29 protein-coding genes are annotated in these 20,662 nt (G+C 31.1%); 19 read left to right on the top strand and 10 right to left on the bottom strand.

Going from position 1 to position 20,662, the window contains the following annotated elements; genetic code table 11:
- The first annotated feature begins 1 nt into the window (after position 1).
- From PUD86_06610 to PUD86_06630, 5 genes are all read left to right on the top strand, one after another.
- Positions 2–1,249: a U32 family peptidase gene (locus PUD86_06610; protein ID MDD6776946.1), complete on the top strand. Its 1,248-nt coding sequence runs from the start codon at positions 2–4 to the stop codon at positions 1,247–1,249.
- On the top strand, positions 1,242–2,036 hold the full coding sequence (gene cfbC / locus PUD86_06615) for a Ni-sirohydrochlorin a,c-diamide reductive cyclase ATP-dependent reductase subunit (GenBank protein MDD6776947.1): 795 nt from the start codon (positions 1,242–1,244) through the stop codon (positions 2,034–2,036). Before PUD86_06610 ends, cfbC begins: the two co-directional genes overlap by 8 nt.
- A gap of 44 nt (positions 2,037–2,080) precedes the next feature.
- Positions 2,081–2,521, top strand: a complete 441-nt coding sequence (locus tag PUD86_06620; protein ID MDD6776948.1) for a methylated-DNA--[protein]-cysteine S-methyltransferase — start codon at positions 2,081–2,083, stop codon at positions 2,519–2,521.
- A 5-nt stretch (positions 2,522–2,526) separates the two neighbouring features.
- On the top strand, positions 2,527–3,039 hold the full coding sequence (locus PUD86_06625; protein MDD6776949.1) for a YgjV family protein: 513 nt from the start codon (positions 2,527–2,529) through the stop codon (positions 3,037–3,039).
- An 80-nt stretch (positions 3,040–3,119) separates the two neighbouring features.
- Positions 3,120–3,977, top strand: a complete 858-nt coding sequence (locus tag PUD86_06630; GenBank protein MDD6776950.1) for a DUF1002 domain-containing protein — start codon at positions 3,120–3,122, stop codon at positions 3,975–3,977.
- 9 nt (positions 3,978–3,986) lie between these two features.
- On the opposite strand, the gene PUD86_06635 is transcribed toward PUD86_06630, so the two are convergent.
- Positions 3,987–4,610 (bottom strand): CatA-like O-acetyltransferase, encoded by a 624-nt coding sequence (locus tag PUD86_06635; GenBank protein MDD6776951.1) that lies wholly within the window; start codon positions 4,608–4,610, stop codon positions 3,987–3,989.
- A gap of 74 nt (positions 4,611–4,684) precedes the next feature.
- On the opposite strand from PUD86_06635, the gene PUD86_06640 reads away from it, so the two are divergent.
- Positions 4,685–6,016: an FAD-dependent oxidoreductase gene (locus PUD86_06640; protein MDD6776952.1), complete on the top strand. Its 1,332-nt coding sequence runs from the start codon at positions 4,685–4,687 to the stop codon at positions 6,014–6,016.
- A gap of 22 nt (positions 6,017–6,038) precedes the next feature.
- Positions 6,039–7,016: an Mrp/NBP35 family ATP-binding protein gene (locus PUD86_06645; GenBank protein MDD6776953.1), complete on the top strand. Its 978-nt coding sequence runs from the start codon at positions 6,039–6,041 to the stop codon at positions 7,014–7,016.
- Here the strand turns inward: PUD86_06645 and PUD86_06650 are convergent.
- Both PUD86_06650 and msrB read right to left on the bottom strand, forming a co-directional pair.
- Complete coding sequence (locus PUD86_06650) at positions 7,003–7,398, bottom strand: hypothetical protein (GenBank protein MDD6776954.1); 396 nt, start codon at positions 7,396–7,398, stop codon at positions 7,003–7,005. The genes PUD86_06645 and PUD86_06650 overlap by 14 nt on opposite strands.
- Before the next feature lie 27 nt (positions 7,399–7,425).
- Entirely contained in the window at positions 7,426–8,193 is a 768-nt protein-coding gene (msrB, locus tag PUD86_06655; GenBank protein MDD6776955.1) for a peptide-methionine (R)-S-oxide reductase MsrB, read from the bottom strand.
- Positions 8,194–8,272: 79 nt separating this feature from the next.
- Between msrB and PUD86_06660 the strand changes: the two genes are divergently transcribed.
- Both PUD86_06660 and PUD86_06665 read left to right on the top strand, forming a co-directional pair.
- Positions 8,273–8,467, top strand: a complete 195-nt coding sequence (locus tag PUD86_06660; protein MDD6776956.1) for a hypothetical protein — start codon at positions 8,273–8,275, stop codon at positions 8,465–8,467.
- Between the two features lie 9 nt (positions 8,468–8,476).
- Positions 8,477–8,749 carry a hypothetical protein gene (locus PUD86_06665; GenBank protein MDD6776957.1) on the top strand — a complete coding sequence of 91 codons (273 nt, stop codon included), beginning with the start codon at positions 8,477–8,479 and terminating at the stop codon, positions 8,747–8,749.
- 15 nt (positions 8,750–8,764) lie between these two features.
- Here the strand turns inward: PUD86_06665 and PUD86_06670 are convergent, their stop codons facing one another.
- A complete protein-coding gene (locus PUD86_06670) occupies positions 8,765–9,040 on the bottom strand; it encodes a hypothetical protein (protein MDD6776958.1) in 276 nt (91 codons plus the stop codon).
- A 109-nt stretch (positions 9,041–9,149) separates the two neighbouring features.
- Here PUD86_06670 and PUD86_06675 point away from each other — a divergent pair, with 109 nt between their 5' ends.
- Complete coding sequence (locus tag PUD86_06675) at positions 9,150–9,407, top strand: transcriptional regulator (protein MDD6776959.1); 258 nt, start codon at positions 9,150–9,152, stop codon at positions 9,405–9,407.
- Between the two features lie 22 nt (positions 9,408–9,429).
- Here the strand turns inward: PUD86_06675 and PUD86_06680 are convergent, their stop codons facing one another.
- The 3 genes from PUD86_06680 to PUD86_06690 are packed head-to-tail and all read right to left on the bottom strand — an operon-like array spanning position 9,430 to position 10,642.
- The gene (locus PUD86_06680) at positions 9,430–9,699 is read right to left on the bottom strand and encodes a hypothetical protein (GenBank protein MDD6776960.1); all 270 of its coding nucleotides are present in this window, start codon (positions 9,697–9,699) and stop codon (positions 9,430–9,432) included.
- Between the two features lie 8 nt (positions 9,700–9,707).
- Positions 9,708–10,151: a hypothetical protein gene (locus PUD86_06685; GenBank protein MDD6776961.1), complete on the bottom strand. Its 444-nt coding sequence runs from the start codon at positions 10,149–10,151 to the stop codon at positions 9,708–9,710.
- Between the two features lie 2 nt (positions 10,152–10,153).
- On the bottom strand, positions 10,154–10,642 hold the full coding sequence (locus PUD86_06690) for a hypothetical protein (protein ID MDD6776962.1): 489 nt from the start codon (positions 10,640–10,642) through the stop codon (positions 10,154–10,156).
- A gap of 503 nt (positions 10,643–11,145) precedes the next feature.
- Between PUD86_06690 and PUD86_06695 the strand changes: the two genes are divergently transcribed.
- A complete protein-coding gene (locus PUD86_06695) occupies positions 11,146–12,888 on the top strand; it encodes a Na+/H+ antiporter NhaC family protein (GenBank protein MDD6776963.1) in 1,743 nt (580 codons plus the stop codon).
- 50 nt (positions 12,889–12,938) lie between these two features.
- On the opposite strand, the gene PUD86_06700 is transcribed toward PUD86_06695, so the two are convergent.
- Complete coding sequence (locus PUD86_06700) at positions 12,939–13,649, bottom strand: PD-(D/E)XK nuclease family protein (GenBank protein MDD6776964.1); 711 nt, start codon at positions 13,647–13,649, stop codon at positions 12,939–12,941.
- 114 nt (positions 13,650–13,763) lie between these two features.
- Between PUD86_06700 and PUD86_06705 the strand changes: the two genes are divergently transcribed.
- Together PUD86_06705 and PUD86_06710 are read left to right on the top strand one after the other, a co-directional pair.
- Positions 13,764–14,306 (top strand): flavodoxin family protein, encoded by a 543-nt coding sequence (locus PUD86_06705; protein ID MDD6776965.1) that lies wholly within the window; start codon positions 13,764–13,766, stop codon positions 14,304–14,306.
- A gap of 35 nt (positions 14,307–14,341) precedes the next feature.
- On the top strand, positions 14,342–14,569 hold the full coding sequence (locus PUD86_06710; GenBank protein ID MDD6776966.1) for a 4Fe-4S dicluster domain-containing protein: 228 nt from the start codon (positions 14,342–14,344) through the stop codon (positions 14,567–14,569).
- Between the two features lie 130 nt (positions 14,570–14,699).
- Here PUD86_06710 and PUD86_06715 read toward each other — a convergent pair whose 3' ends face one another.
- A complete protein-coding gene (locus PUD86_06715) occupies positions 14,700–14,996 on the bottom strand; it encodes a putative quinol monooxygenase (GenBank protein MDD6776967.1) in 297 nt (98 codons plus the stop codon).
- Between the two features lie 122 nt (positions 14,997–15,118).
- Here PUD86_06715 and PUD86_06720 point away from each other — a divergent pair, with 122 nt between their 5' ends.
- From PUD86_06720 to PUD86_06730, 3 genes are read left to right on the top strand one after another with little or no spacing between them, the layout of a single operon-like run.
- Positions 15,119–15,811 (top strand): hypothetical protein, encoded by a 693-nt coding sequence (locus PUD86_06720; protein MDD6776968.1) that lies wholly within the window; start codon positions 15,119–15,121, stop codon positions 15,809–15,811.
- 2 nt (positions 15,812–15,813) lie between these two features.
- The gene (locus PUD86_06725; GenBank protein MDD6776969.1) at positions 15,814–16,815 is read left to right on the top strand and encodes a GGGtGRT protein; all 1,002 of its coding nucleotides are present in this window, start codon (positions 15,814–15,816) and stop codon (positions 16,813–16,815) included.
- A 43-nt stretch (positions 16,816–16,858) separates the two neighbouring features.
- Positions 16,859–17,278, top strand: a complete 420-nt coding sequence (locus PUD86_06730; protein MDD6776970.1) for an NUDIX domain-containing protein — start codon at positions 16,859–16,861, stop codon at positions 17,276–17,278.
- Between the two features lie 12 nt (positions 17,279–17,290).
- Here PUD86_06730 and PUD86_06735 read toward each other — a convergent pair whose 3' ends face one another.
- Complete coding sequence (locus tag PUD86_06735; GenBank protein ID MDD6776971.1) at positions 17,291–18,088, bottom strand: amidohydrolase family protein; 798 nt, start codon at positions 18,086–18,088, stop codon at positions 17,291–17,293.
- 207 nt (positions 18,089–18,295) lie between these two features.
- Here PUD86_06735 and PUD86_06740 point away from each other — a divergent pair, with 207 nt between their 5' ends.
- From PUD86_06740 to PUD86_06750, 3 genes are all read left to right on the top strand, one after another.
- Entirely contained in the window at positions 18,296–19,246 is a 951-nt protein-coding gene (locus tag PUD86_06740; protein MDD6776972.1) for a malate dehydrogenase, read from the top strand.
- A 149-nt stretch (positions 19,247–19,395) separates the two neighbouring features.
- Complete coding sequence (locus PUD86_06745) at positions 19,396–20,088, top strand: glycosyltransferase family 2 protein (GenBank protein MDD6776973.1); 693 nt, start codon at positions 19,396–19,398, stop codon at positions 20,086–20,088.
- 264 nt (positions 20,089–20,352) lie between these two features.
- Positions 20,353–20,662, top strand: a 310-nt coding sequence (locus PUD86_06750; GenBank protein MDD6776974.1) for a hypothetical protein, incomplete at its 3' end; no start/stop codon positions are given.

Raw genomic sequence — 20,662 nt, forward strand, 5'->3', positions numbered from 1 at the left:
TATGGTTGAATTATTAGCTCCAGCAGGAAATTTCATTTCACTTCGTGCTGTTTTAGAAAATGGTGCTGATGCAGTTTACTTTGGCCTTGATGATTATAACATGAGGGCCAATGCTAAAAACTTCTCATTGGATGACTTAAAAAATGTATCTAAAATAGCTAAGGAGTATGGAGCTAAAACTTATTTATGTACTAATACTATTTTAAATGAAAAATTAGCCTGCTCACTTGATGCTAAACTTGAAGATATTTCATCTAGTGAGATTGATGGTCTTATTTTAGCTGATATCGGATTGATTGAAAATACTGTAGCCAGCGGTCTTGAAGCTCATATCAGCGTTCAACAAAACGTTTCTAATTCTTACATGCTTAAAACACTTAAAAAATTAGGTGCAAAAAGAGCAATTCTTTCACGTGAACTTTCATTAGATGAGATTGTAGAAATAACTAAAAAATCTCCTATTGAAACAGAAATTTTCGTTCATGGGGCTATTTGTATGGCAATTTCTGGGCGTTGTTTTTTAAGTTATGGTCTTTATGGAAGAAGTGCAAACTGTGGAGACTGCCTGCAGCCATGTCGTAAGAACTGGACACTTACATATGAAGACGGGGACGATAAGGTAGTTAACTTTTCTGATGTTGAAGATGAATCATTTGTTATTGCTCCAAGCAGTGATGGAAGTTATAGAACAAATTTCTTTTCACCAAAGGACATGTGTATGATTGAATATATTCCTGAACTTATGAAAAGTGGTGTAGCTTCTTTTAAACTTGAAGGAAGAGCTCGCAGTCCTGATTATGGTGCAATGGTTACTGGAATTTACAGACAGGCTATTGACAGCTTTGTTGAAGATCCGGTTAACTATAAAGTTAAAGATGAATGGATGGAAGAACTTGGAAGTGTATTTAATCGTGGATTTGACACTAACTTCTACTTTAATACTCCTTTTGAGACAAGTGAAGATAATCAGTCAAAATATATTAAAAAAGACATTGGTCAGGTTGTAAATTACTATAACAGAGTTAATGCAGCTGAAATAAGAATCTGGGATGATTTAAAAATAGGTGATAAGATTATCATCCAGGGTAAAACCACAGGCTCTATTACACATACTATTGATTCTATGCAGATTGAAGGAAAATCTGTTTCTAATGTAAAAAAAGGTTCTAATGTAGCAATTGCTATTCCAACAAAAGTTAGAGAAAATGACTTTATTTATAAATTAGTTGAGAGGGATGTTAATGATTAAAAAAATAGCTATTTACGGAAAAGGTGGAATTGGAAAAAGTACTACAGTAGCTAATTTATCAGCTATTTGGGGTAGTGATGATTTAAATTGTCTTGTTATTGGATGTGATCCAAAAGCTGATACAACACGTACATTATGCGGTTCTAGAATTCCAACTATTGTCAATACTATTAAAAAGAATAGAAAACCACAAAGAGAAGATTTGGTCTATAAAGGTTTTAAGGATATTTTATGTGTTGAAAGTGGAGGTCCCGAACCTGGTGTTGGATGTGCAGGACGTGGTGTTATTGTTGCTATGAAACGCCTTGAAAAATTAGGTATTTTTGATGAAGACTTTGATGTGGTCATATACGATGTACTTGGTGATGTTGTTTGTGGCGGTTTTTCAGTACCTCTTCGTGAAAAATATGCTGATGAAGTGTTAATTGTAACATCCGGTGAATATATGGCTTTATATGCTGCAAATAATATTGTTAAAGGTGTTAAAAAACTTAAAGGTAATTTAAGCGGTATTATCTGCAACTGCAGAAATGTTGATAATGAAGAGCAAATTGTTAATGATTTTGCAAAAAAGATAGGAACACATGTTATTGGTACTATTCATAGAAGTAATTTAATTCAAGATGCTGAATTAGATGCAAAAACCGTTGTAGAAAAATATCCTGAAAGTGCTGAAGCACAAGAATACAGAGACCTTGCTTCAAGCATAATGTCTAATGAAAAGACTTCAACTCCAGAACCAATGGATGATGAAGAATTCGAAGCATTCTTCAAATCATACTTATAGAAACTATGTACTATCACACCAACTACAACTCCCCCCTTGGCAAAATGCTATTTGTAAGTGATGGTGAAACTATTTGTGGAGTGTGGTTTTACAATCAGAAATTTTTTAAAAGCACTATTGATGAAAGTGTAAGAAAAGATGATTTGGAAGTATTTGTGCAACTTAAAAGTTGGTTTGATGATTATTTTAGAGGATTAAACCCTCAAATCAATTTTAAACTAAAACCTGATGGTAGTGAGTTTAGAAAAAAGGTATGGAAAATTTTATGTGAAATTCCATACGGCCAGACACTAACATATGGCCAAATAGCTTCTAAAATATCTAAAACAATGTCGGCTCAGGCAGTAGGTGGTGCTGTTGGACATAACCCTATTTCTATTTTAATACCCTGTCACAGAGTATTAGGAGCTAATGGCAAATTAACAGGTTATGCTGGCGGTTTGGATAAAAAAATAGAACTTCTAAAGCTAGAAAAAATTTTATAGATACTATGAATGTGCCGATTAATATTCTCATAGGAAATGCAATATCTCTAGTTGCAGGTCTTTTTATCATACTTAGTATGTGGGTTAATGATGAAAAGCAGGCATACAGATACCAGTTCTGGAATGCTTTTATTTTAGCTATTTCTTCTGTATTCTTTTTTTCATGGTCTGGTGTTATTACTATGGGAATTGCAGCTGCAAAAAACGCAGTTGTATATAAAGGCAAGCTAACATTCAAATTAACCATATTTTTCATTGCAATAGCTGTTATTTTTGGTTGTTTAGTAAATACAATGGGTTTTGCTGGACTTTTACCAATTATTGGAATAATCCAGATTACATTATGTAACTATTATTTGAAAACTATAAAACCAATTAAAATAGGCTTTATTGTAAACAGTGCGATTTATATAATCTATTTTCTTGTAATATGGGATTTTTCATCTGCAGCTATTGAAACAATCACTGCACTGGTCGGCGTTGTCTCTCTAGCAAGATTAATCTATTCTAAAAATTAACTGTAATTGTTTGAATTATACTATAGATTTAAATACTACTTATGATAATCATTAATAAGAAATTACAGAGGTGATAAATCATGCGTAAGATTACAATTCTATTGTTAGCTTTAATCCTTGGGGGCATGTTAATTCCAACAGGATTTGCAATTGATTCAAACGTAGTAATTACATATGGTGAAACTACATACTCAAACTCAAATTACAAATCTTTTGTTGATAATTTCTTTATCAACCAAGCAAATGTTGACATTAACAATGTGGGTATAAAAACAATTTCAGCAGATCAAGTAAACCAAATTTCAAGCGGTATTACTGGTAAATCTTATACTTCAGGTCAAATTTTATCATCTGCACTTGTTGATTTAAACGATAATCAAAATCTAAAAGTAAGTGTTGACAAATCCAAAATTACAACAATTACTGGAGATATGTACCTTTCAGCTTTAAAATCTGCAGGAATAACCAAAGGACATGTTTACGTTACAAGTCCAGTTCAAGCAACTGGTGAATCTGCTCTTGCAGGAATCATGAATTCCTACGAAGAAGTAACTGATGTTCAAATTCCAGATTCTGTAAAAGAAGCAGCAAACGATGAAATCTACACTCAGGCTGAAATCGTAAACAATTCTGGTGTAAATGCTGATGATTTATCCAATTTGGTAAATCAAGTAAAAGACGAAGTAACTGGAGATAATATTACCAACCATAATGAAATTGTAAATATTATCACCAATAAAGTCGAAAATAACAATATAAACATTACAAACGTTGATATTGAAAATTTAGCTAACTCCATCGAACAAGTACAAAACGTACAAGGTGATGTAAACTACTACAAAGATCAAGTAAGTGATGTATTTGGAAACAGCACTGCTGATGGAATGTTAGACGGATTTTTCAATTGGATTAACTCCATTATTGGAGCTAATTCCTAATCTTTTTTTTTAAAATTTATTAAATTCTTTTTGAGCATTTTCATAAAAATATCCAAGCTCTCGACCATTTACAAAAATATGGCTTACAGTAATTGAAACGCTCATTTCATAGTTTTCATTGACTTTTCCCCAGGTTATAAGAGGCTGTATTGCCTGACCGTGTACTTCACAGTTGGTAATCATGTCAAAATCAACCCATGGAATACATGAGAAATTAGCAATGTTTTCAAAATCCCTTCTCTCCATTTCAATGCAAAAACCTTCTTTTTTACCACTTAATATGTCATTTGATGTATTTTTAACATAATCATGCCATTGTAATATGTCTTCGAATTCCTGTGGTGTTTTAACTCTCATTTCTCTGTAAATATGTTCATCTTCATTCATTATTGGAGATACTCCATCAAGAGAGTCATATTCAATTACTTTTCCATCATGTATTCTTCTTTTTAATTGAGGAACGGAATTTACAGCATTCATTAAACAACCAAGACTCATTATAAAAAAGGATTTATTATTCTCATGACACCAGTTCCATAATTTTTCAACGTTAATTCTGGCATTCATAGCATATCTTGAGGATAAAAAATTAATAAATGGATTTTCATCTAAATTAAATTCGATTTCTTTCATATTTTAACCTTAATCTTTTTATATTATTTTTTAATATATATTATAATGTATAAATGATATACGGTTTTGATAAAATGAAAGTTGTTATTGTAGGTGGAGGAGCTGGAGGAATTTCTACAGCTTCAAACATTCGTAAACTTGATGAGAGTATTGAAATTACAGTTATCACAAGAGATAACAAAGTAGCATATTCTCCATGTGCTATTCCTTATGTTTTATCTGGTAAAATCGAATCTTTTGATGATATTGTAATGAGAACCCCTGAAGATTATAAAAATAAAAATATTGATGTTATTATTGAAGCAGAAGTAACTGCTGTTGATTCTGATAAAAAAACTGTTACTTATCAAAAAGATGATGAAGAAATCGTCTTAGATTATGATAAATTAGTTCTTGCAACAGGAGGTAATCCATTTATCCCTCCAATGCAAGGTGTTGATTTAGACGGAGTATTTAGAATCCGTAACATTGATGATGGTATCAAAGTTCAAGAAGCAATTAAAGATGCAAAAAGTGCAATTGTTACTGGAGCAGGTTTAATTGGTATTGAAATTGCATTTGCTCTTAAACAAAAAGGTTTAAATGTAATTTTAAGCGAAATGTTACCTCAAATTGTTCCTAGATCTCTTGATAAAGACATGTCTGATATTTTAGTAGAATATCTTGAAATGGAAGGAATTCAAGTTGTTTTAGGAAAACCAATCACTAAATTAATTGGTGATGGAAAAGTAGAAAAAGCATGCTTCGGTGATGAAGAAATCTATGATGCTGATATGGTCATCATGGCTACTGGTGTTAGAGCTGAATTGGATTTAGCTAAAATGGCAGGTTGTGAACTTGGAAGATGGGCTATTCTTGTAAATGACAGAATGGAAACTTCCGTAGAAGATGTTTATGCTGTTGGGGATTGTGTAGAATCCAAAGATTTAATTTTAGGATCAAATACCATTTCTCAATTAGGTACTACTGCAGTTCGTGAATCCAAAACTTTAGCACGCACCATTTGCGGTAAAAAATCTAAATTTAATCCAGTATTAAACTCCATGGTTTCAAAAGTGGGTAAATTAGAATTCGGTGCAGTTGGTTACACTACTAGTTTTGCACAACAAAACAGAATCAGACCAGTTGTACAAAAAGTACAGGCATTTACAAGAGCTCGTTATTATCCAAATGCTAAACCAATGGATATCAAAGTTATTTGTGATGGAAATGGAACCATTATTGGTTGTCAAATCATAGCAGAAGAAAGAGTAGCTGAAAGAATCGATACAATGACATTAGCTATTACAGAAGGTTTAACCTGTTTTGATTTAAGTAATATGGAATTTGCTTACGCACCACCAGTTTCAATGGTTACTGACCCATTAATACTTGCTGTTGAAGAAGTAAGTAAAAAATTTAGTTAAATAAATTTGGAGATGATATAAAATGGCAGGACACGGACATGGACATGGACATGGGGGTCAAATGACTCCTGAACAACAAAAACAAATGATTGAACAAGACTTAAGATTAGCTAAAAACTTAGGTCAAATCAAACATAAAATCGTTGTTATGAGTGGAAAAGGTGGGGTAGGAAAATCCACTGTTGCAGCTAACCTTGCTGAAACTTTACAAAAATTAGGATTTAAAACCGGTATTTTAGATGCAGATATTCACGGTCCAAACATCCCTAAAATGTTAGGTGTGGATTTATACGGTGAATCATTCAATGAATATCAGTTCAATGTATTTAAAGAAATTACCGAATCTGGATTAGAAGGTAAAAACTTTAAAACTGATGAAGAAAAATTAGCATTCATTGAATCTAAAAAAGAAGAATACAAACATTCAATGTTCCCGGTTGAAACTCCAAGTGGTCTTAAAGTAATGTCAATGGCATTCTTATTAGATGGAATTGACAGACCTATCATCTGGAGAGGACCTCAAAAAACCGGTGCTATTAGACAATTAATTTCAGATGCACACTGGGGTTCACTTGACTACTTAATTATTGATAACCCACCTGGAACTGGTGATGAACCTTTAACCGTTTTACAAACTATTCCTGATGCAGATGCAGTTATTATGGTAACCACTCCTAACGTTGTATCTCAAGAAGATGTTTTAAAATGTGTGAAAATGGTTGAAATGATGAATATCGAACAAATAGGTCTTATTGAAAACATGGCTTATTACATGTGCCCACACTGTGATGAAAAACTTCACATTTTTGGTGAAGGTAATGGAGAAGCTTTCGCAGAAGAAATGGAAATTACTTATTTAGGTGATTTACCTATCGAAGAAAAAGTTTCTGATTCACCAAATAAAGAAGGAGTAATTTCTGTAATTGATCCTAGTGATGAAGTTTCAAAAAGATTTGTTGAAATCGTTAAAGATATTCAAAAAGAATTTATAAAAGAGTAGGGTTAATAATATAACTCACTCTTGCAATATTTACAACGAATCCTAAGAAATTAGGATCGTCTTTTAATTTTTTAAAAGAATCTAATTTTTCAATAATATAATCCTTATTTTCCTGCATATCATTTAATGCAAAATAATCCATTCCAATAATATATTCTCTAGGATCAGTAAAAATAGGAACTAAGTATTCACCATCATTTGCATATGGAATTTTTACAGGATTTTCATTTTCAGTAGAAATAATGAATTCTTTGCCTTTGATATATTCTTTAATTTGAGCTTCGGTTTTTTCTATTGCACTTTGATTTTGATTTTCTCCGTGCATATAAATCATATTAATATGATTTTTCAATTCAGGATGTGTTATTTCTTCAAATTTCATTATATCATATTCTGTTTACAATAAATATTATTTTTTTGGTATGAATTTTAAACTAGTTGAATTAATACGATATCTTGGCTCTCCATTTGGACCTTCATAGACAAAATAGCCCAAGTGTGAATTGGATTTTGCACTTCTTATTTCAATTCTTGTTCTGCCGTAGGAAAAGTCTCTGTTTTTTGTAATTGCACTTTCATTTATTGGTTTTGTAAATGTTGGCCAACCACTATCTGTTTTGACTTTATCTTTTGAGGAAAATAGCTCTTCACCATCTATTACATTTACATATATTCCATCTTCATAAAAATCACAGTATTTTCCGCTAAATGCTTCTTCATCAATTGAAAGCTGTGTTACTTCAAATTCTTTTGTTATATCATCAGTTTCAAGATACTTTTGATGTTTTTCTTCTGCTGTATAAAAGAAAAAAATAGGGGATGTCTCAATAGCTATTTTTTTAGCTTTTAGGAATTTTTTTATTATTTTTTCCTGATTTGGACTTTGCCAGTAGATTCCACACCTAAGATAAGATTTAGTCTTCTTAAATGGATCAATCATGGTGTAATATTCATCTAACAGTTCACTTAAAGAAATTAACTGTGGATTGAATGTAACTTTAACTGTTAGAGTATGACCTGTTTTTTGCCCAATCACCATTTCAAATGTTGGAGAAATGGTATTTCCATTAGCATATCCTACTTCTGTTTGATTAACTCCATTTAATCTGGAAAGTTTAGATTCAAGTTGCCAAAAGCATCCTCCCGCTAAATAAATAACTTCCTGTTTTGTAAACATAATTTATAATTTGATTTCTAAACATAAAATATTTTTATTAGATTGTCTATAATTAATTAATAGAATTGGAGGAAACCTCATGTTTTATAGTACAATAATGAAAATTGATTCAATTGATAGATTAAGGGATATTAGGGATGCATTACTTGTTGAACAAGGTATTAACCCTACTCGTCAAGGAGAACATGCTATAAAAGTGGTTGTTGAGAGAATTGATGAGATTCAAGCTACTTTAGATAAATCCGCAACTAAAAACAGAAACAGAAAAAGATAAGTGATTATTGTGATTAGACGTGTAACAAGTGGCAGACGATTACTTAGAAAAAGAATGTATAAACCACCTCATACTCGTCACAAAAATGCCACATATCATCGTGAAAATAAAAACCTTGCAAAACCCCATCAAGAGAAGTTTAAGGATATGAACTGTCCTATTGTAAAAGTTAAAAGAAGACCTAAACGTGAAGTGATGGGTGGTTTTAAAATGTCTTACAGATACAAATTTTATGATGTTGTAGAAGAAGACATTGAAGAATCAGATGAAACATCTGATTAACTTTTTTTCTTTTTATCATTCTTTCGAACTAATATATTCATAAATAGTTTTCCCATCATCAGTTAAGGAATATAGTTTTCCTTTATGAATATTCGGAGTAGCACAATAAACAATATCTTGTTTTTTTAATTGTGCCAATAAATTACTTACGTGATTTGTTCGAACACCTATTGCGGTTCCTATTTGTTTTGGTGTATATAAGTTATATTTCATGTATAATACGATATTTCGTCTGTGTTCGGATCCTTGAACAAATGCTATTTTTTCTAATATTTTTTCATCCTTGCACATATTGTATACTTTTGTTTCACTTTAAAGTTATTGATTTATATGTTATTACACATACATAGTACATTAATAACAACCTTTTAGCACACTTAAACAAAATGAGGTGTTTTTTGTGGATAGCTTAGTAAAATATGTTTTAAAATCATCATACCGGGTTCGTGTAATTAAAGCTATTGGTCGGGATGTAAAAATGCCGTCTCAAATTGCGATTGATAGTAATGTTTTAAATAATCATATAAGTAGAACATTAAAACAGCTTAAAGAACATGGTCTGGTTGAGTTGATAAATCCTGAAGCACGCTGTGGCAGATTATATAGACTTACAGATAATGGATTGGCAGTATTAGAAAGTATTAATTTAAAAAAATAGTATAATAAAGTTTTAAATAACTTTATTTTAATAATTCTTGTTTTGAAATAGTTTTATTTTGAGAGTGTATATCTAAAATAATTCCTGAAAACTCATCATCATTTTTTGCAAGCTCTCTAAAAAGTTCAATAGAAACTTCACAAGGTTCATAATCAGATAATTCCAAATATTCATATCCTTTTTTGTATTCTTCAGTATTGGAAAATACGATTATTTTAAAATCTTGCGGACTTCCACATACAAGAAAATCCTTTTCATGATCTTGACCAATAGCTGGGCAAATAAATTTCATATTAACACCTAAAAACTTGCATTTCTGTCCATATTGAAGTTTTGTGAATGTGGATTAATTACAAAACCCTGGAAATCTTCATCTTCATCAGCTATTTTGGATATGTCCTGTGGAGTGATAACTTTCATTTCAAGTTTGTCTAAGAATAATTTAGATATTTTTGCACTTCCAACAGCATATTCCCTGATGTCTGTAAAAATCGGAAGAATGTATTCATTCCCGGTTTTATTTAGAGTTAATTTTACAAAATCTTCTCTCTCATCAATTAATGTAAAATAAATTTCTTCAGGAAATGTATTTATGATATTTTGTTTAATAGCTTCAAGTTCAAGAGCATTTTCGCTCTTGAGCTTTTTTACCATATCAGCATATATTTGAATATATTCTTTTAATTGGCTTTTAGAAGCTTTAACATTGTTTTTTTGATAATCTTCGTAATCTTTAAGATTCATATTTATTCACAACATTCGTGAACATCTTCGCCGCCGATAACGAAGTCCCATTGAGGTGCGTTAATAGCAAGTCCAATGAATTGTTCATCTTCAGAGTATTCGGAGATGATTTTATGACCGATTTTTTTGTCACATACAAATTCATTTTCACCGAATTGTTCTTTGAACATTTCAATAGCTTCATTTGCTTCTTCTTCATCGGTGTAAACAGGAATTACGAATTCTTCTACTTCATCATCTTCATCGCTGATGATTAAAGCAACAATTTCTTTTTCTTCGCTATTTGCATTGGATACAATAATGAATTCTTCATCAAATACAACGTGTTCGATTTCGTGGTAAATTTCACCTAACTGTTCGATTTGTTCTTTGTGTTCTTCTTCAAAAGATTCATCGAGTTCTTCTGCATCTCCTAATGTTTTTTCGATTTTTTCGTTTAAGTCATCGTCGAGTTCAATAAATTTTTTAACTAAGTCTTTAACTTCGCTCATTGTATCACCATAATGTAATAATCATTAAAATAAGTATTTTTTTTAAAACAAATGAACATTCTCTTCCTAAACACCACTAAAGGAATGCAAACGAATGCTCATTTCAACCATCACCATTGTTCATATTATAAAAAAATAGTATATAACAATATGAACAATAATATTTTATAATTTTAATATATATAAATGTTAAGGTTTAATTTTGGCTTTCATTAATTTTTATGGCTTTTTAGGTAATTTTATTGTACTTATTTTTAATTTACATATTTGAATATCATTCTTGATATAATGTAATTTTTCTAATTTTATTTTGTTTGTTGGCATTAGAATGCTATTTTATATAAATTAATTAATTAATCTTTTATATTATTAAGTCTAAAATAACTATGTACATAATAAGTTAATTTTAACAAAGTACATTGATTGCAATTTGATTTTTTTAAATTCAATCAATACAATTTATGGTTTTTTATAAAAAATGTATAGGAAAAATGGTGTAATAAATGAATATTAATGACAATATGAAATTGGGTTTAATTGCAGCTGTATCTATTATAGCTCTTTTTGTTTTATCCTTATTTATTTCCCAAGCACCAGCTAACGATGATAATGCTATTCGTTTTGGTATTTTAACATTATTACCACCTTTAGTTGCTATTGGTTTAGCTTTCATTACTAAAGAAACAATTTTATCATTGTTTATGGGTGTATTTGTCGGGGAATTTATGTTATGTGTTAACGATTTAAACATCGTTTCCACTGCTGTTAACGCATTTTTACAAATGGGTTCTCAAATTATATCCTGTATGGCTGATCCATGGAATGCAGGTATTATTCTTCAATGTTTACTTATTGGAGGTATTATCCAATTAGTAACCAAAATGGGTGGTGCAAAAGCTCTTGCAGATACCTTTGCTAAAAGAGCAGATACTCCAAGAAAAGCTCAATTGTTCACTTGGATTTTAGGATTATGTGTTTTCTTCGATGATTATGCAAACTCCTTAATTGTTGGTCCTATTATGAGACCAGTTATGGATAAACTCAAAGTATCTAGACAAAAATTAGCTTTCATTGTTGACGCAACCGCAGCTCCTGTTGCAGGTATTGCTATTATTTCTACTTGGATTGGTTTAGAAATCAGTTTAATCGCTGCTGGTTTCCAATCTGTTGGTGTAACTAACGTTACTGGTTTTGGTATTTTCTTACAAACTATCCCATACAGATTCTACAACATCTTCATTTTAATCTTTATTGTAATTTCTGCAGTAACATTATATGAATTTGGTCCAATGAAAAAAGCAGAACAAGCTGCACGTAAAAGAGACGCAGACGAAAAAGTTATTGTCCCTAACGCACCTGGATTTGACGAAGTTAAACCAGTTGAAGGAATTAAATTATCCATCTGGAATGCTATTATCCCTATTGGTACCTTAATTATTGGTGCTCTTATTGCATTCTACTGGAGTGGATACACTACCATTTTAGGTGGAGAAGATCAAGCTCTTATTGCTATTATGAAAACTGCTCCATTATCATTTAATGGTATTTTCACTGCATTATCTCAATCTGATGCTTCCGTTGCTCTTTTCCAAGCTGCACTTCTTGCTTCTATTGTTGCAATTGTTATGGCAGTTGGTGGAAAAATCCTCACTATTGAAGACGCTATCTCTGAATGGATTGGCGGTATGAAAACTATTGTTATTACCGGTGTAATCTTACTCTTAGCTTGGTCTTTAGGTGGAGTTATTGGTGAAGTCGGAACTGCTTCTTACTTAGTAGGAGTTCTTAAAAACGCATTACCACAATTCATCGTACCTTCCTTAATCTTTATCTTAGGTGCATTGATTTCCTTTGCAACCGGTACTGCATACGGTACTATGAGTATTTTAATGCCTTTAGCAATTCCATTAGCTTGGGCTGTAAGTTCTGGAGATATGTCCTTTACCATTGTATGTACCAGTGGTGTATTAACTGGAGCTATTTTCGGAGACCACTGTTCTCCAATTTCAGATACTACAATTTTATCATCTATGGGAACAAGCTGTAGCCACATTGATCACGTTCAAACACAAATCTACTACGCTGTATTCGTTGCATGTGTAGCTATCTTTATCGGTTACATCCCTGCTGGTTTAGGTATCTCTTGGTTCATTTCCCTTCCAGTCGGTATAGTTGTATTATACATAGGTCTTAAAGTTTTAGGTGAAAAAGTAGACTTTGATGAAGTAGAGGATTCCTCCTCATAACTTCATTATATTTTTTTAATTTTCAACATAATTTAGTAATGCCTAAAAAATTAGTAGTAATCATCACAAATATGTTTATATGTGCAGTATTTGCATAAAAACTGTCTTTTGGCTGGAAACTTTCCATCATTTATTTTACTTCTAACGTCATGAAGAGTATCAACAGCGTCGCTGATTTCATTTTCATTTAAATATTTGCGTTTGTTGTCTTCATCACAAATATCAAGTAATCTTAAACGCCCATTTTTTGTAAAAAATATTCCAACCTTGGATACTGGCTTTTCATAAACATTTTCAACAAGTAACTTGTAATAGCATAATTCTCTTCTATATTTTGAAAATGTATTTGATTTTGATGTTTTGTAATCAATAATTACTAATTCGCCGTTTTCATCTTCTAAAATTATATCACAAATTCCAGAAAAGCGGTTTTCTTCATCAATTAAATATTCTTCATTAGAATATAGTTTATAATCATTATCAATAAATACTTCTTTAAAAAAAGAACCTAAATTATCAACGTGTTCAGCCAAGTCATATCCGATGTTTTCTTCATGGGAAATCTTTAAAAGTTCGTTGTTTATATCCACGTCCTCCAATTCATCGCCAAATTTTTCAATAAACTTCTCAGCAACTAAATGAACATCACTTCCAAGAGCCATATATTTATTCGGTTCAACTTCAATTTCATCAATATATTGAAATTTGAATTCTCTTGGACATTTTAGATATGAATTGACTTTGGATTTTGATAATTTCATAGTATATGTTTTTATTAAATCCTTTTTAAATAAATTGTTATTATTTAAATACTTTAAATTAAATAATTATAAATAGCTATTTAATAGCATTATATGATTATTTTGGTGATTTAAATGAAAATTGTAGCACTTCAAGGAAGTCCACGTAAAGGTGGAAATTGTGACGTATTAATGGACGAAATGATTAAAGGTATTGAAGAAAACGGTGGAGAAGTAACTAAATATTACTTAGAAGACCAAGAAATCGCTCCATGTAAAGCATGTATGTACTGTGCTGAAAATCCTGACTGTGTACGTAATGATGACGGAAATAAAATTTTAGATGAAATGCTTGAAGCTGATGGTGTAATCTTTGCAACTCCAGTTTACTACGGTCAAATGTCTGCACAAGGTAAATTAATCATTGATCGTTTCTATGGTATCGGCCAAAACCCTAATAAAAGCTTATCTGGTAAAGCAGCATTAATCTTTACTGAAAACCAACCTGAACACACCTACGATGCATACATTGAACTTACCAAAGCATCTCCATTCGAATTTATGGGATATGAAGTTATCGGTCATGTTGATGCAGGTAATGCAGGTCCAGCAGGTATTGTTGCTGAAGAACAAAAAGACAAATTAAAAGAAGCTTATGAACTTGGTTTAAAATTCTAAGCCAACTTCTTAATTATTTTTTTTGGATGATTTTTATGGGTTTAGGTTCTTTATTTAAAAGAAAGAAAAAAGAAGTCGTTGATGAGTCTCATATTGTCATTGATGAGAGTCAATGTGAGGGTTGTGAGAAATGCTGTATTGCATGTCCAAATAATGTTTTTGTAATTGATGAGGATGTATCTAAAGTAAGGAATCATCAGGTCTGTAAAAATTGTAAGGTATGTATAGCAATTTGTCCTAACAATTGTATAACTGTAAATTAATATTGTTTTATTTAAAAATACGGTTAATTATTTTAATAGTTATTACTAATAACTATACTTATTTTTATCAATTCTTTAATATAATTAAAAAGAGTAATTAAAATTGTAGATTTAAACTAAGTAATCTACATTATAATTCAATTTTTTCACTACTTAGCACTTCAATGTCTTCACTTTGAACAAATTCAGCAATGTCTTCATTGAAATTTAAAAAGTGTGGTGACTTCATATGTTTTTTAAGAGATTCAACAGATTCCCATTTTTCAACAAAAGTCAATGAATTATCTTTATCAGATTGTAACAATTCATATTCAATATTTCCATCTTCTAGTTGAGATTCATAAATTAATTCTTCGGAAAGTTCTAAGATACTGTCATGGCAACCTTCTTTAGGTTGGATTTTTGCTAAAATAACAATGAAACTCATTAGTTACACCAATTAAAAATTTAATTTTCTTAATACTTAAATTATTATAATTGATTTTTTCATAAACTACATTAATTAAAAAACAAATATATTAAATTAGTAAAAAATTTTGGAGAAAGAATATGATATATTCAACAGAAATTGAAAATATGTGTCTTGTTCGCAAAGGTGCAAATCACGACCCTGCTCCAATACCTGAAGAAGGTAAATGGGTAAAAGCAAAAGAAATCAGTGACATTTCAGGTTTTACTCATGGTATTGGCTGGTGCGCACCACAACAAGGATGTTGTAAATTAACCTTAAACGTTAAAGATGGTATTATTGAAGAAGCATTAGTTGAAACTCTTGGATGTTCTGGTATGACTCACTCTGCAGCTATGGCAGGTGAAATCTTAGTTGGAAAAACCATCCTTGAAGCATTAAACACAGATCTTGTTTGTGATGCGATAAATACTGCAATGCGTGAATTATTCTTACAAATTGTTTACGGAAGAACCCAATCTGCATTCTCAGAAGGCGGTCTTCAAATTGGTGCTGGACTTGAAGATTTAGGAAAAGGTCACAGAAGCCAAGTAGGAACAATTTATTCAACTAAAGAAAAAGGTCCAAGATATTTGGAATTAACTGAAGGTTACATTACCGAAATCGGACTTGATGAAGATGATGAAATCATTGGATACAAATACATCAACCTTGGTGTCATGTTAGATAACATCAAAGATGGTGTTGATCCATTAGAAGCAATTGAAAAAGCTACTGGCCAATATGGTAGATTTGACAGTGCTGTTAAGAAAATAGACCCAAGGAGTGAATAGATATGAGCTTATTTGAAAGTTATGAAAGAAGAATTGACCAAATCACTCCTGTTTTAGAAAAATATGGAATCAAAGACCTTGATGAAGCAAAACAAATCTGTCTTGACAAAGGATTTGACCCTTATGAAATCGTAAAAGGTGTTCAACCAATCTGTTTTGAAAATGCATGCTGGGCTTACACTCTTGGAGCAGCAATAGCTATTAAACAAGGCTGTGTAAAAGCATCTGAAGCTGCAAAAGATATTGGTGAAGGTTTACAAGCATTTTGTATTCCTGGAAGTGTTGCAGATGACAGACAAGTAGGTTTAGGTCACGGAAACTTAGCATCAATGCTTTTAAGTGATGAAAGTGAATGTTTTGCATTCCTCGCAGGTCACGAAAGTTTCGCAGCAGCAGAAGGAGCTATTGGAATTGCTAATTCTGCAAACGAAGTACGTGAAAAACCATTAAGAGTTATCTTAAACGGTCTTGGAAAAGATGCAGCTTTAATTATTTCCAGAATCAACGGATTTACTCATGTTGAAACTGAATTTGATTATTTCACCGGTGAAGTAAAAGTAGTTAAAGAAAAAGCTTACTCTGACGGTGAAAGAGCAAAAGTAAGATGTTACGGTGCTGACGATGTACGTGAAGGAGTAGCTATTATGCACTTGGAAGGTGTTGATGTATCAATTACTGGTAACTCAACTAACCCTACACGTTTCCAACACCCTGTTGCTGGAACCTATAAAAAAGAATGCTTATTACAAGGTAAAAAATACTTCTCAGTTGCTTCCGGTGGAGGAACTGGTAGAACATTACACCCTGATAACATGGCAGCAGGTCCTGCATCCTATGGTATGACTGATACATTAGGACGTATGCACTCTGATGCTCAATTTGCAGGTTCATCCTCCGTTCCAGCTCACGTAGAAATGATGGGATTAATTGGAATGGGTAACAACCCAATGGTTGGTGCATCTGTAGCAGTTGCAGTAGCTGTTGAAAAAGCAATGAAAAAATAATGGGATTTTTCCCGTTATTAACTATTTTTTTTGGAGATTTAATATGAATACACAATGGGGCTTGGCTGCAAAAGGAATTTGTGAGTACAATGGTAAAGTCTTACTTTTGAAAATCCGCTCCCGTTCATCACACGATGCTGGAAAATGGGAAATTCCTGGCGGTAAAGTTAAAAAATGCGAATTTTTTGATGATGCACTAAAAAGAGAATACTTAGAAGAGACTGGTTTGGAAGTAGATGTTCAGGAACTCTATAAAACCGTTAGAAAAGATTATACTGCGTGTAAAACAAAACAAGACATTAAATCTATTCAATTAGTCATGAAAGTCACATGTGAAAGTGATGATGTAAAAATCAGTGAAGAGCATGATGATTTTGGATGGTTTACTTATGAAGAAATAGATGAAATGATTAAAGAAGAATTGTTAACTCCTCCTGCAATCATTGCATTTAGTAAAAATTAATCTACTTTTTTTTTATTTTAATCCCAATATTTTAGCAGCATTTTCATATAATATTTGAGATCTTTCTTTTTTGGTTAAATCAAGCTTGTTGAAATATTCCATTTCACTTTTAGACTCCCACATAGGATAATCTGTTCCCCATAAAACTTTATCTGCACCATATGCGTGTATTAATTCTAAAGCATTTTCAGGGGTTAAATCGTATAAACTGGAACTTAAATCAACATATAAGTTTGGAATTCCTGCTAATTGTTCAGTAGCTTCATTCCAGATACTCCATCCTGCAAAATGTGCACCAATAAATGTTATATCTGGGAATTTTTCTAAAAATGGTTTTATATGTTCTGGATTGGAATAGCTGTATCTGAAGTCTCCACAGTGAACCATTAAAGGAACGTTACCTTCATTTATGATTTCTCCCATTTTAAATGCGCGTTCACCATTCATTGCAAATTGCTGGAAATCTGGATGTACTTTAACTCCTTTAAGACCAAGTTCAATTAAATGGTTAAAATCTCCCTGTATATCTTCACTGTCTGGGTGTAGGGTTCCAAATCCTGTGAATATATCTGAATTTGCTTTTACAGATTCTCCAATAAATTCATTAATGGATTTAACTTGTTTTGGTGTTGTTGCAACAGAATGGACTAAATAATGAGTAACTCCAACTTTTTTACCATCTTCTATTAAACCACTTACTGTTCCATTTAATGACATATCTAAATCATAAAAATCTTTAATACCACATACGGCTTTTGATGCTATTTTTTCTGGATAAATGTGGCAATGTGAATTAATAATTTTTTGCATAAAATTTAACCTCATCTGTTTTTCAAAATTAAATGTTTATCAATTTAAATTTATATAATTTTTTCTTTACAAAATTCACTATAAACATTTTGAGTTAAAAAAGTTATTTTCGAGATTTTTGTTTAATTAATTTTATTATTTTTCATCTTTATTTAACTTTTTTTTGAACTAGTAAGTTATTTTTATTATAAAAAGTAATATTATAATATGGTAAAGGTAAGTATTTTAGGATCAACTGGTACAATAGGTAAAAACGTTGCTTTCACTTTAGCAAAAGAAGAGACAGTTGATGAAATTGTCATGTTATCAAGACCTGAAAGTTTTGATAAAGTTAAAGGAGAAACCTACGATATGTATGATGCTCTTGCTGCAAGAGATATTGACTGTAAACTTATTCCATCATATAATTTTGAAGATATCAAGGGTTCTGCTGTTGTTTTGATTGCTGCAGGTATTCATCGTGAACCTGGAATGAACCGACTTGATTTAGCAGTTCCTAATGCAAAAATCGTAAGTAATTATTCAAAACAGATTGCTAAATATGCTCCAGATTCCATTATATTAGTTGCTACTAACCCTGTTGATGTTATGACTACAATTGCTCTTGAAGCATCAGGATTTAGCAAAAAGAAAGTAATTGGTGTTGGAAATCACTTAGATTCACTTAGATTAAAAAATTACTTCTCAAGACAAATCAACATTAACAGTGCTGAAGTTCATACAAGGGTTGTAGGAGAACATGGAAACCATATGGTTCCTCTTTTAAGTTCAACAACAATTGGTGGTATTCCTTTAAAGTATTTCGTAGAATATGTTGATTTAAATGTTATTGCATTAATTGAACAACTTAAAAATGCGGGAAATACAATTATTTCTAAAAAAGGAGCTACTGAATACGGACCAGCTTATGCAATTTCAAACTTGATTTCAACTATAATTACAGACACTCACAAAGTTTTAACTGTCAGTTGTTATCTTGAAGGTGAAGTTGAAGGAGTTAAGGATGTATCATTAGGGGTACCTGCAGTTACTTCTAAAAATGGTATTGCAATGATTGTCCCTATTCATATGAGTGATTTTGAAAAAAGAAGTTTTATTGAAGCAGGTAATACTGTTCGTGATGCAACGTATGAAGTTAAAGAAAATCTTGATATTTAAATTATAATTATATTTTAAATTGTGGTTTTATTATGTATATTAAAATTAAAAATAAATTTTACATAGTATCTATAGCCACAATTCTATTTTTTTGTTTCCAGGTTTGGTTTTTAACCCCTTGGATTTTAGATATTGCTAAGGTCTGTGGAATGACCCTTAGTATCATCATAATCGGTGGTGTGGCTATAGGGCTGGGTTTACTTAATTTCTTCTTAGTAATGTCTATGTTTTTTGATAATCAAAAAGACATTTATACTCTTGAAAGACACGATGAAGATGTTTCTATATTAATAGCTGCATATAATGGGGAAGAATCTATTTATGAAACATTATTGAGTTTATCTAATCAGAAATATGATGCTACAATTTACGTTTATGTAATAGATAACAATAGTAAAGATAATACTAAATACCAAATTTTAAAAGGAATTGTTGATTTTAACAGATCTGATTTGGTTATTAAATATCTTTTTGAACCAAAGCGTGGAAAATTCAACGCATTAAATAATGGTTTGAGAAGAGTAAAAACAGACAAAGTAATTACAATTGATGCAGATAGCGGGGTATACGGGGATGCTATTTCAAATATTGTTAGTAGGATGGTTAATGACAATTGTAAAGCTGTTGCAGGAGCTACATTGGTGCGTAACAGTAGACAAAACTTATTAACCAAAATGCAGGAATGGGATTACTTTTTAAGTATTGCATCAGTTAAAAAAATGCAGGGTTTATTCCAAGGAACACTTGTAGCACAGGGTGCATTTAGTATTTATGATACAGAAATCGTTAGAAAATATGGTGGATGGGAAAACTGTATTGGTGAAGACATTATATCACTCTAAATATCAGTTGCTTATATGCTTTCTCTCTCAACATTTCTATACTATAGTTTAGATTTGGCGGGTTAATTAAATTTGTGGATAAGGTTGTGATATTTCAGTTGGTATATTATTTGTTTTATATAATGAATATAATAAAAATTATTTTTAAAGACTCTTTCAAAAACTTTGTTGATTTGAAATTTTTTGATGAAAATTGGTTTGGAATTTTTTATTTTGTCTAAAAATAGTTAAATTTAATAAATAAGTGGAGTAAAAGTTTTTATCATGCTAAACCAAAAAACAAATATTCCAAATAGTATTTTAGATGTTGAACAATATATATTTTGCGATTCCAATGATGGATTAGTGCTTTTCGACCCTCGTTTTGTGAAAATTTTTAAATCCTGTCAAAAGGCTTTGAAATCTTTTGATTTAAGTTTTAAAAAGGATGTTCCTTATTTTAAAATGAGTTTGGCTAGATGCCCACATTGTGGAACTCGTCATGTTGTTAAATATGGTTTTACAAAAAGAACATTGGTATTTAAAGAAATTGGTAAAACAAAAGTTAAGGTTCAGCGTTATATTTGCAAACGTT

It is taken from the genome of Methanobacteriaceae archaeon, assembly GCA_029219465.1.
Lineage (GTDB): Archaea > Methanobacteriota > Methanobacteria > Methanobacteriales > Methanobacteriaceae > Methanocatella.

Bases quoted from the DNA above. Each gene is read 5' to 3' on its own strand.
- PUD86_06610 (MDD6776946.1), top strand. From the start codon at position 2: ATGGTTGAATTATTAGCTCCAGCAGGAAATTTCATTTCACTTCGTGCT.
- cfbC (MDD6776947.1), top strand. From the start codon at position 1,242: ATGATTAAAAAAATAGCTATTTACGGAAAAGGTGGAATTGGAAAAAGT.
- PUD86_06620 (MDD6776948.1), top strand. From the start codon at position 2,081: ATGCTATTTGTAAGTGATGGTGAAACTATTTGTGGAGTGTGGTTTTAC.
- PUD86_06625 (MDD6776949.1), top strand. From the start codon at position 2,527: ATGAATGTGCCGATTAATATTCTCATAGGAAATGCAATATCTCTAGTT.
- PUD86_06630 (MDD6776950.1), top strand. From the start codon at position 3,120: ATGCGTAAGATTACAATTCTATTGTTAGCTTTAATCCTTGGGGGCATG.
- PUD86_06635 (MDD6776951.1), bottom strand. From the start codon at position 4,610: ATGAAAGAAATCGAATTTAATTTAGATGAAAATCCATTTATTAATTTT.
- PUD86_06640 (MDD6776952.1), top strand. From the start codon at position 4,685: ATGAAAGTTGTTATTGTAGGTGGAGGAGCTGGAGGAATTTCTACAGCT.
- PUD86_06645 (MDD6776953.1), top strand. From the start codon at position 6,039: ATGGCAGGACACGGACATGGACATGGACATGGGGGTCAAATGACTCCT.
- PUD86_06650 (MDD6776954.1), bottom strand. From the start codon at position 7,398: ATGAAATTTGAAGAAATAACACATCCTGAATTGAAAAATCATATTAAT.
- msrB (MDD6776955.1), bottom strand. From the start codon at position 8,193: ATGTTTACAAAACAGGAAGTTATTTATTTAGCGGGAGGATGCTTTTGG.
- PUD86_06660 (MDD6776956.1), top strand. From the start codon at position 8,273: ATGTTTTATAGTACAATAATGAAAATTGATTCAATTGATAGATTAAGG.
- PUD86_06670 (MDD6776958.1), bottom strand. From the start codon at position 9,040: ATGTGCAAGGATGAAAAAATATTAGAAAAAATAGCATTTGTTCAAGGA.
- PUD86_06680 (MDD6776960.1), bottom strand. From the start codon at position 9,699: ATGAAATTTATTTGCCCAGCTATTGGTCAAGATCATGAAAAGGATTTT.
- PUD86_06685 (MDD6776961.1), bottom strand. From the start codon at position 10,151: ATGAATCTTAAAGATTACGAAGATTATCAAAAAAACAATGTTAAAGCT.
- PUD86_06690 (MDD6776962.1), bottom strand. From the start codon at position 10,642: ATGAGCGAAGTTAAAGACTTAGTTAAAAAATTTATTGAACTCGACGAT.
- PUD86_06695 (MDD6776963.1), top strand. From the start codon at position 11,146: ATGAATATTAATGACAATATGAAATTGGGTTTAATTGCAGCTGTATCT.
- PUD86_06700 (MDD6776964.1), bottom strand. From the start codon at position 13,649: ATGAAATTATCAAAATCCAAAGTCAATTCATATCTAAAATGTCCAAGA.
- PUD86_06705 (MDD6776965.1), top strand. From the start codon at position 13,764: ATGAAAATTGTAGCACTTCAAGGAAGTCCACGTAAAGGTGGAAATTGT.
- PUD86_06710 (MDD6776966.1), top strand. From the start codon at position 14,342: ATGGGTTTAGGTTCTTTATTTAAAAGAAAGAAAAAAGAAGTCGTTGAT.
- PUD86_06715 (MDD6776967.1), bottom strand. From the start codon at position 14,996: ATGAGTTTCATTGTTATTTTAGCAAAAATCCAACCTAAAGAAGGTTGC.
- PUD86_06720 (MDD6776968.1), top strand. From the start codon at position 15,119: ATGATATATTCAACAGAAATTGAAAATATGTGTCTTGTTCGCAAAGGT.
- PUD86_06725 (MDD6776969.1), top strand. From the start codon at position 15,814: ATGAGCTTATTTGAAAGTTATGAAAGAAGAATTGACCAAATCACTCCT.
- PUD86_06730 (MDD6776970.1), top strand. From the start codon at position 16,859: ATGAATACACAATGGGGCTTGGCTGCAAAAGGAATTTGTGAGTACAAT.
- PUD86_06735 (MDD6776971.1), bottom strand. From the start codon at position 18,088: ATGCAAAAAATTATTAATTCACATTGCCACATTTATCCAGAAAAAATA.
- PUD86_06740 (MDD6776972.1), top strand. From the start codon at position 18,296: ATGGTAAAGGTAAGTATTTTAGGATCAACTGGTACAATAGGTAAAAAC.
- PUD86_06745 (MDD6776973.1), top strand. From the start codon at position 19,396: ATGACCCTTAGTATCATCATAATCGGTGGTGTGGCTATAGGGCTGGGT.